General features: G+C 46.5%; 8 protein-coding genes and 1 pseudogene. 2 read left to right on the plus strand and 7 right to left on the minus strand.

What is annotated here, in order from left to right:
* Nucleotides 1-70: 70 nt before the first annotated feature.
* Entirely contained in the window at nt 71-979 is a 909-nt protein-coding gene (locus tag V7K56_RS10345) for a LysR family transcriptional regulator (RefSeq protein WP_334910121.1), read from the plus strand.
* A 275-nt stretch (nt 980-1,254) separates the two neighbouring features.
* Complete coding sequence (locus V7K56_RS10350; protein ID WP_334910136.1) at nt 1,255-1,989, plus strand: TetR/AcrR family transcriptional regulator; 735 nt, start codon at nt 1,255-1,257, stop codon at nt 1,987-1,989.
* A 212-nt stretch (nt 1,990-2,201) separates the two neighbouring features.
* Here V7K56_RS10350 and V7K56_RS10355 read toward each other — a convergent pair whose 3' ends face one another.
* From V7K56_RS10355 to V7K56_RS10385, 7 genes and pseudogenes are all read right to left on the minus strand, one after another.
* Nucleotides 2,202-2,993, minus strand: a complete 792-nt coding sequence (locus V7K56_RS10355) for an SDR family NAD(P)-dependent oxidoreductase (protein WP_334910123.1) — start codon at nt 2,991-2,993, stop codon at nt 2,202-2,204.
* 107 nt (nt 2,994-3,100) lie between these two features.
* On the minus strand, nt 3,101-3,859 hold the full coding sequence (locus V7K56_RS10360; RefSeq protein WP_334910125.1) for a nuclear transport factor 2 family protein: 759 nt from the start codon (nt 3,857-3,859) through the stop codon (nt 3,101-3,103).
* Nucleotides 3,860-3,912: 53 nt separating this feature from the next.
* A complete protein-coding gene (locus tag V7K56_RS10365; RefSeq protein ID WP_334910138.1) occupies nt 3,913-4,560 on the minus strand; it encodes an NADPH-dependent F420 reductase in 648 nt (215 codons plus the stop codon).
* Nucleotides 4,561-5,038: 478 nt separating this feature from the next.
* Nucleotides 5,039-5,239 (minus strand): annotated as a pseudogene (locus tag V7K56_RS10370) (transposase); the annotation flags it as partial.
* Between the two features lie 272 nt (nt 5,240-5,511).
* Nucleotides 5,512-7,062, minus strand: coding sequence for a metallophosphoesterase family protein (locus tag V7K56_RS10375; RefSeq protein ID WP_334910127.1), 1,551 nt, complete (start codon nt 7,060-7,062; stop codon nt 5,512-5,514).
* Nucleotides 7,063-7,170: 108 nt separating this feature from the next.
* Nucleotides 7,171-8,142 (minus strand): YegS/Rv2252/BmrU family lipid kinase, encoded by a 972-nt coding sequence (locus V7K56_RS10380; RefSeq protein ID WP_334910128.1) that lies wholly within the window; start codon nt 8,140-8,142, stop codon nt 7,171-7,173.
* 219 nt (nt 8,143-8,361) lie between these two features.
* Entirely contained in the window at nt 8,362-9,315 is a 954-nt protein-coding gene (locus tag V7K56_RS10385; RefSeq protein WP_334910130.1) for an AlbA family DNA-binding domain-containing protein, read from the minus strand.
* Nucleotides 9,316-9,440 lie beyond the last annotated feature (125 nt).

A 9,440-nucleotide genomic window follows, 5' to 3' on the forward strand; every position in this document is an offset into this window, starting at 1 on the left:
TATGAATTGATTGTTTATAATGCTGGACAATAGCAGAGTTTTGATAATATCAACGCAGTGAGTGCAAGATATGGATGACGTGAACGCTGTTTTAATATTTCTCAAAGTCGCCCAACTGGGAGGATTTGTCGCAGCAGCACGATCGCTAGACTTGCCTAAATCTACCGTCAGTGTGAAGGTCAATGCGCTAGAGCAACGGTTAGGAGTCCGATTATTTCATCGCACAACGCGGCGGGTTTCTCTAACTGAAGAAGGACGACTGTATTACGAAAACTGTTTACCCATTGTCGATGCCTTACATGACGGTGATAATGCGATCGCTAGCTTGCAAGGGCATCCGCAAGGGACTGTGCGAGTGACAACCACCGTGTTGTTTATGCAGTCTATTCTCGCACCCAATTTGCCGGAGTTTCTGCTGATTTACCCCGATATTCAAGTAATTCTCCATGCAACGACTGAATACAAAGATATTGTCAAAGAAGGGTACGATCTAGCGATTCGGATTGGAGAATTGGACGATTCATCCCTAATCGTGCGGCGGATTAGTACAGATCGCATGAAACTCTTTGCCAGCGCGACCTATCTCAAAACTGCTGGCGAACCAAGGGCGATCGCTGATTTGACCAGTCATACGCTGCTTTGTATGGCTCATCGTCAGAACGATGTGACCTGGACATTGCACAATGAACAGCAGGAAACAGTAACGCTCTCCTTTCGTCCACGACTACTCAGCAATCACGTTGCCCCCATTTATCAAGCAATCGTTGCTGGAGTAGGAATTGGGCTGCTGCCGGAATTTCTGTTTCAACAAGAGTTACAGAGTGGGAATATAGTAAACGTCTTGCCTCAATGGTCACTGGCTCCAGTCCCAATTAACGCACTTTATCCTAGCCGAAAATATATTCCCATGAAAGTCAAGGTTTTTGTAGAGTTCCTTGAGCAAAAGATGCGCTCACATGACTTCCAGAAAATAAACTGATATAGCAGGAGGCAGGAGGTAGAACTATTACTATTCCTAGCATTCACGCTTGTCCAGAACTTACACAACTGGCACAGGCGATCGCTAAATTTTAGTACATGTGTATTTGCAGGACTGATGCAACTGGTACAGGGTGATTGTGCTGCGCGCACAGCTGGAAGCAATCGCAATTTTATAGTACATTTGTATGCTTAAAAGGAGTTTCAGTAATCGACTCAAGTTTGAATTAATAATACTAATCAATTTTTGGCGAGTTGGCGTTGGGATCCTTCTTGGTGGTTGTAGGCATCCACTACTCTTTGCCGCAGGTCGGTGGAGTAAGCTTTCATCGCGATAAGTTCTGCATTTCTTTGACTGTATCTCACTCAGATGAGAATTGTTATAATAGGGGCGTGGCAAGCAAAAGCAAGAAAACAGGGAACGGAAAAACAGGACGACCGATCAGCTTCGATAAGGACGCAGCCTTAGAAGCCGCAATGCTGCTCTTTTGGGAGCGGGGTTTTGAAGGCACTTCCATGGCCGACCTTACCCAGGCGATGGGACTCAATCCCTCAAGCATCTATGCAGCCTTCGGTGACAAGTACGCCTTGTTTTCACTTGCAGTGAAGCGCTATTTGGAAAGTCGGGCGCAGTACGCAACGGAGGCGTTGGCGGAGCCGACTCTCGAAAAGGTAATCCGTGCGCTCTTCGACAATACGGTTGCGTTCCTCACTACGCCCGGCCATCCGCCGACCTGTATGACGCTGGCGGGGGCGATGGGCTGCAGCGTAGACGCTGCCCCCGCCAGAGATCTGATGACGGAAATACGGAGACAGAACGAAGTCGCCATCAAGGAGCGCCTTCTCGAAGCTCGAAAAAGCGGAGAGTTGTCGAAGGAGATTAATGTGGACGACTACACTCGGTATCTCTCAACGATACTCGCCGGCCTCTCTATTCAAGCGGCGAACGGTTCGACGAAGGCTGAACTGAAGCGGACCTCTCAGATGGCCCTTCGGTATCTGGGTTACTGAGACTTGTGGTCTGCTACTGGACGGGCTGGAGAGACGAACTAATCAGATGCAGAAACCTAGACAGCCAAACCACAGAAATTGTCAGAACTGAGTATTCAAATCTTGTCTCTTTTTCAGAAATAAGATGAAACGCTCTCACGTCCAAGCGCGTTTATGAGGAGTTAGACAAACGAAAGCCCATCGGGAGCAGTACACCCGATGGGTCATTGGTTCTATTCGAATTTGCCTTGTACGAAGTGTTTGAGAAAGTTCGGTTGTCCGTTGGACGCATGGACTCCACCGTCGACCGACAGGATTGCTCCATTGACGAAGATGGCGTCATCGCTTGCGAGAAAGGCGATCACACCCGCAATCTCGTCGGGCGTAGCGGCCCTGCCGATCGGGACGCGGTCAAGAAAATCGGCCGTCGCGGCTTTACCCATCTCGAGACCGGCGGTAGCTTCGGTAGAGGTGAAACTAGGTGCCACGGCGTTGATGCGCACGCCACGCGAGCCATACTCGAGCGCCAGGGCGCGCGTGAAATTCGTGACGCCGCCCTTCGCTGCGTTATATGCACTCATTCCCCAATCTCCGCCCAGACCCGACGTGGAGGTGAGATTGATGATGGACCCCTTGGTCTTCAACAGATGAGGTAACGCTTCGCGGGCACCGAAAAAGACGCCGTCAAGATCAGTTGCCATTGTCTTCCGCCAGACCTCCGTAGTGATCTGCTCGAAAGGACCAAAGATTGCGAATCCCGCGTTGTTGACCAGCACATCCAGCTTTCCAAATCTGGTGACCGTGTCTTCCACAAGGCGCTTCACGTACGCCTCATCAGACACATCTCCGGGATGAACAAGCGCCTTCGCTGCGTCGAATCCCACAAGGGTCTCGCGCAGCTTATGTTCACGCCGTCCATTGAGCACGACGAATGCACCTTCCTGTAGAAAGCGGCGCGCTGTGCCAGCACCGATACCGGAGCCGGCCCCCGTGACGATAACCACTTTACCTTCGAATCTATTCATGATTGCTTTAACACCTCCCATGTGATTAATTGCTATCTCGGTTGGACTTGCGAAAGAGCATGCACTTGAACTGACTGCTGCAATCAGCCCAGCTAGCCAGGTTCAACCTATAGCATACCGTTGTTGTTTTTCCATTCCTCTTGAGGCGGCATCTTTTCGGGGAATCCCCAGTGCTCAACGATCTTCTCGTCTTCAACTCGGTACAGGTCGATGTAGACGCAAGGCTCGCCCTCAACCGTTCCCACGGCAGCTATGAAAACAAAGTCTCTCTCTCCCAGCAGGAACTTTACGTCGTCTATGGTTCTGTGTTGCGTGAGTATTCCCAGGTCATGGATGAACGCCCCGACTCCATCCCGGACGCCGGGTTCGTGGCGGATGCAATGATCTCCAGAAAAGTATTGCAGAATCTTGCTGTGGTCTCCGGAGATATGGACGGTCTCGTAGTACTCCCGCATCATCGCCTTGTTCTTCTCTGTGTCCTCTGAGGATTTTGCCTGAGTTGGCCCGTCGACCTGAGTGTGCCCGCTCTCATTGGGAGGGGCTGCTTTTGCCGAAAAGACCCAGTGTTCAACAATCAGGTCGTCCTCAAATCTGAAGACATCGAAGAAGGTGTTCTGACCGAGGATGAGTCCGTCTTCCTGAGTGAAGACGTAGTGGCCGTCCTGGAAGGCTCGCACCACCTTCAGATGATTTTTTTCCTTCGAAAATTGACTGATGTACTTCCTCAACCCGTTAACGCCGTCGGCGGAGTGCGGGTTGTGTTCTATGTATTTCTTCGGGTTAATGTACTTGGTAGCAAGGTCTGGGTCTCCTGAACCGATGCCCTGAAGCACAGTCAGTACTTTCTCGATACCACTCTTTGCCATTGACTTATCTCCTTGGGGCAGTTTGGGGGCTAATTTACGTGATTAAACATTTCTTATTCCCCTTTCTTGAAAAGATCCTGAAAAATCAGCAAAGCCCAGGTGTTTCCCCGCGCCTGGATGAGTAAACCTCCCTCTGCAAGCCTTCCCAGTCCGACTGGCGCGAAGCCGAGTTGTTCAATCAAGGCCGCCACTCGAGCAGCAGCACTTTCGTCGTCGCTTGATAGGAATAGAACACGCCGCCCGCCCTTGACGTTGGGGTCTTCGGCCAAGGTCTTTGCAGCTAAATGGTTGAAGGCCTTCACCAGTTTTGCGCCAGGTAGAGCCTGGGATATCACAACGGAGGAAGGAAGATTGCCCAATTCTTCCGGAGCGACACCGTAAGCGTTTGTCACGTCGATCACGATCTTGCCCTGCCAGCTCTTTGCAGCCTTTGCGACGTCTTTATGCGTCTCAAAGGGAATAGCCAAAAGGACGATCTCGGCTTTAACCGCATCCTGCAATGACTTGGGGATGATCGTTGGCCCGATCGCCTTTGCGACCGGCGCGAGCGCTTCGGGCGGCCGCCTGCTTGCTAATGCCACTTCGATTTCCTTGCGTGCGAACGCTCTGGCGAGCGCCTGGCCGACTTTGCCGGCACCTATAATTGCGTAGCTCATAAAATTCTTTCGTGTCAGTGTTGAAGTTGAAATTAAACTGTCGATTTGCCGTGGTCTAGCACGAAGTTTAGTCGCTGGCTTGGGCGTTCACCGATCGGCTGTTTCTCCCGTGCGAGAGCCATCGCGTTCGGTTGCGACTTTAGCGAGCGCATTCAGGAGTTTCTCGTGTGTGCACTAAAAACCGTCGGGAGCTTTTTAGCCAATTCGATCCAGTGCGGTCCCTGCCTAGTGGGAGAGTTGGCCAGACTTCGATTGTGCTGGGAGCACCTTTGTTGTCTGACGCCTTCATTTTTGTCCCTCCTTTAATCTTGGCTGGGGACATTGATCATCCCTATTCTACATTATATATGGAACACTCATTACAGATTAGTACGAGGCGGATGTGATGACAGCTACCTTCCCTTCAAGTGCACCCATTGACTTCTCCTTTGATCATCCCTGTTCTACATTATATATGTAACACTCACTACAGATGTAGTGCGAGGCGGAACAGATTCACGATTTTGGACTCTAATAACGGTTCTCAATCGGAAGCAATACAGTAGCAGCAGTGAGTAAACCAGCCAGTAATGTCCTGGATGGTGACGGCATCAAGAGCATCAGTGATTGCTTGATCGAGCTGTGCATAAGTTCGAGCTGCTCTGGAGCGCAGAAACTCCTTCACCTTTGACCAACAGTTCTCAATCGGGTTGAAGTCTGGTGAGTAGGGCGATAGATAGACCAACTATGCCCCTACAGCTTCAAGCGCTTTTGAGTTGCATAGTTCAAATTGCTAGAAAGACGCAAAGATGTAATTTCAGTAGACCGAAAAATTTTCCATAAGCTTTACCAATCCTTCATTTCCACTTGGGAATACAAGGAGCCGAAATCAGCCTGTCCATCGGCGCACATAATATTACAGTAAGTTTTTCCGCTTTGCCCCTTTTGCCTAATACTTCTCTATAAAACGTACTCGCGTTAGCTCAGTACAAGTGCCCAATTTCCAATGCCCATTGCTTAAATGATTAGTGGCTCAAGTTCACGATTATGCCATTGCCGCTGATACCATTCGGCAACCAAAGGACGCACAATAAATTTGGGCTGTCCATCGCCTTTAACATCAATACGTAAACCCGAATAAGGTCGTCGCTTTTGAAAACCTTGACCGTTGCGACCGATGAAAAAATGTGATCGCGCCACTAATTTTTTCTCTTCCATCAAATCTGCTCCCTCAATCCGCTGGCGTCGCAAACTAAACCCGCTACCGCCACAAACAATCCAGTGAATATGAGAATCAGCGTGTCCCGTATCCATTGTTTCCAAGTGTTCCAAGCAGTGCGCGTGACCGTTTAATACCAAATCGACCAAAGGACGTCCCTGAGTCAGGGAACTGATTTCTTTCGCTACCGCATCCAACACACCACGCAGACGATCGCGAACGATCAGAGTTTGTGCTTGTTGCCACTTTGTCGCTTCAGTTACATAAGGTGGATGATGAAAATAAATCACCCTTCCCCGAACTTCACTATTATTCCAAGATTTAATTAATCTTTGTTTGAGCCATTCTAGTTGTTCGATATCCGTCAGCGTTGTTTTATTCGTGGCTAGTTGCTTATCGATATCAACAATAAGTTCTTCAATTTGTGATAGCTTGGCGTGGAAATCATCTAATTGATCGGCTTCATGAGGATTTTCAGGACGAAGCTTTGATGAATTTTCAATGATTTCTAGCTTTTCTTGCTCGAAATCTTCACGGCGTTTTTCTAAGAGTTTGCGATCGGCATCACCTTTTTTTGTTTTCGGTAGCGGTGGTGGATCGTTAAATGTATTAGAATCCAAAGCAAAGAAATCAATACCGCCATAACGAAAAGTGTAATAGCGATTGGGAAGACGGGTAAAGTTTCCAGGTTGATAAGAAAGACAACGACCTGTATCTGTCTTGGCTGTATAGTACCGATCTAAGTGACTGGCTAATTCTCCTGGAAGCTGAAACGCCTTCAAATAGTCGAGAAATGCCTTTGCGTAAGCATCACCGCATCCTGAGCCATGCAAGCCCACATCTAAGTCTAACCGCGATCGCAACAGGTGACGAATGGGTAATGTTGTTAGGGATGCCAAGCTCAATAAAATCGGCAAGTTATAGTAATCGTGATTTCCCAGCACTGGTAAAATGGGCAGCTTAAAAACCATTTGGTCAAAAGCAATCCGTTTAGGATGCTCTGTACCCAAGATAAACTCTCGGTAAGGCTGGATGAAGTTTTGCTGGTAGTATTCACTCGATCCCACTAAATAAATCACATCCCCTGTATGCAGCATAAACCGGGATTCTTTGTGATGGGGCAGCATGAGTTCAGCTACCTGTCGCTGGGGATTGTGTCCCCGGTGCGCGCCGGAACCACTATCACCGACAACTAAAAATGAGAACTCAGAATTGTCTGTTTGACCATCTTCCAAAACCAGCCGAGTTTGGTCAATATCCTGTTCCATAATCAACGGATCTTGCCACCGTACCCGCTGATTCATTTTCCGAATTTTGTTAGCGATCGTTGGATCAGATACAAGTTTCAATGCAACCTACTCCTGAGTTTTCAATTTAAGGGGAGCAGGGGAGAAATCAATTCAAAATTCAAAATTCAAAATTCAAAATTGAAGATTCAATCCCAATGCCCCCTGCCCTTATTCTCCTGCTGTATCTTTCATCTCAATAATCAGATTAGGAAGTCCCTCTAGTTTTTCTGTAGGCTCAACTTCTTCTACTAATGGCACAAAAATTCTTAGACCTGCTGGTACACACTTAATTTCTACAGGTGTTGTGCCTACTATTTCACCATCTAGAACAACTTTTTGTGGTGGCTCAGTCGTAATTTTAAATTGTTTGGCTCGCAGGAAGCCAATATCATCTCGTTCTACGGCATTACCTGTAGAAGCCGTTTGAAATAGATGAAATGTGGCGGCGATCGCTCCTGCCTTGTTAGTTGGAGCGACAATTGTTAAATCTAGTAACCCATCATCATAAATCAGACCTGCTGGGCCTTGAGCCAAAACTGAAGTGGGAGGCGCGGCATTTGCTACTGTTACTGCACTGGCACTAGTTTTAATTATCCTATCTTCAGTTTCAATTTCAACATCAAAGTTTTTTAAATTTCTTAATTGCTGGATTCCTGCCAAAACGTAGGCCATTATCCCGAAGCGATTTTTGGCATCTCGGTCTGCCAATTCTACAGTTTCAGCTTCAAAGCCAATACCTGCTAAGAGTACCATTGGCCGCTCGTTGCAATAGGCTACGTCTACATGGGTGGTTGCTCTCTGCAAAATTGTGTTACACGCACCTGCGATCGTGTCAGGAATTCCTAAAGCTGTGGCAAAAGCGTTTGCTGTTCCTCTGGAAATGATCCCAAATGGGATATCAGTTCCCACTACCGCCGCCGCCGCTATTGAGAGAGTACCATCCCCCCCGGAAGCAATGATTGCCTCTACTCCTCGCTCTATGGCTTGATATGCCAGCTGGTCAGCATCGATTTCTTCAGTTGTAAAATAAATATCTAGATCGATATCTGGCTCTAATATTGCCCGAATTTCTGCTAGCTCTGTATCTGGGTCGCCCTGACCCGCAACAGGATTAAAGATGAGACAGGCGGAACGATTCATAAGGCATAATAACTAAGCTTGGATAACTAATGAAGATAGCAAATTATTTTTAGCATTCCTGTAAATTTTCAACTTCCCGTTTGGGGCTGAGTTTTTTAGATACAGCAGTTTTCATTTACATGAAGTGCAAAGTTACGAGTTTTTAGGCAGAAGGCAGGAGGGAAGAAGGTTTTAGCCATGATTTCATCCGCTAGATTTAATTTATCGAGTCGCCCTTAATCAAACATTTAAAATTTTTGCTTGATTATTTGAGACAGTAAGAATAGCTGCTTTAATCTTCTGTTGCATTCCAAGTGAATCAACTGACCAAGCCAAAGCGTAGCTCATATCGCTATTGACCCTTGGAACAGCTATTTGAAAATGAGGATCACAAACATTAAATCTAACTCCTTGCCAAACAGGCATAGCTCCAGGTATTGAATAGTTTTTAGAATACAAATTTACAACAAATGCTATATCACCTATCTGTAAAGTTTGCTCTGATTGGAATATAAAATCACCGCTGTTGATAACTGTAAGCTTTTTATCGAAAAAGAAACGCACTATGTAGTACATAGCTGGAGCTAGAGATTCATTTGTTATAACTGTATACAAGGTAATTGGTTTTGATAATTCTTTATCTTCTTCATATTCAATATTAACTGTATTACTTTCAAAGAAAAATTGAAGTGATAAGTCAGGACCATCAGTACGATTCGCAACATCTCGAACTTCATACTCCTCCATTGGCATTGACTGATAGTTGAATCTCTTGTAGAAAATATGATCTTCTGCCATGTGAGGGGCACGCTTACTTTGTGGAATACTTACTACATAAATAACGTGGTCAGAGTTACTTTTCTTAAGCTCAATTTGTTTGATTCTGACATCATCAATACGACGTTGGATACTTGAATTAATAATCTGTTCAAGCCATTCTCTTGTTATATCTTTGGGATCATAACCACTATCAATCCCAGTCGGAAGGTGATTAGTCTCAATCACGCCATATACAATTACACCCCCAGCCGAGTTTGCGAACGCTGACACATCTTTACTCAAATCTTTCTTGCGATTAGGGTTGCGTTTATCTAGGGATTCACATCTTTTATACTCTAGAGTAAGGCTTTCTTGCACCCCGTTTTGGATAAGTAACTCAATATCCTCCTCTTCCCAATCCCAAGCATCTTTCATACTAAATACTTTCGTAAGGATTCAAATTCACTTAACCTGGATTTCTCACAATATCTGAGAAAAGAGGGGTCAACAACTGCCAAAATGTATGTTGCATAAGAATTCCAGCAGTTTGAAGTATGACC

Source organism: Nostoc sp., assembly GCF_036917535.1.
Lineage (GTDB): Bacteria > Cyanobacteriota > Cyanobacteriia > Cyanobacteriales > Nostocaceae > Nostoc.

Excerpts from the sequence above, each read along its gene's own strand:
- V7K56_RS10360 (WP_334910125.1), bottom strand. The coding sequence starts at position 3,859 with ATGGCAAAGAGTGGTATCGAGAAAGTACTGACTGTGCTTCAGGGCATC.
- V7K56_RS10385 (WP_334910130.1), bottom strand. The coding sequence starts at position 9,315 with ATGAAAGATGCTTGGGATTGGGAAGAGGAGGATATTGAGTTACTTATC.
- V7K56_RS10345 (WP_334910121.1), top strand. The coding sequence starts at position 71 with ATGGATGACGTGAACGCTGTTTTAATATTTCTCAAAGTCGCCCAACTG.
- V7K56_RS10355 (WP_334910123.1), bottom strand. The coding sequence starts at position 2,993 with ATGAATAGATTCGAAGGTAAAGTGGTTATCGTCACGGGGGCCGGCTCC.
- V7K56_RS10380 (WP_334910128.1), bottom strand. The coding sequence starts at position 8,142 with ATGAATCGTTCCGCCTGTCTCATCTTTAATCCTGTTGCGGGTCAGGGC.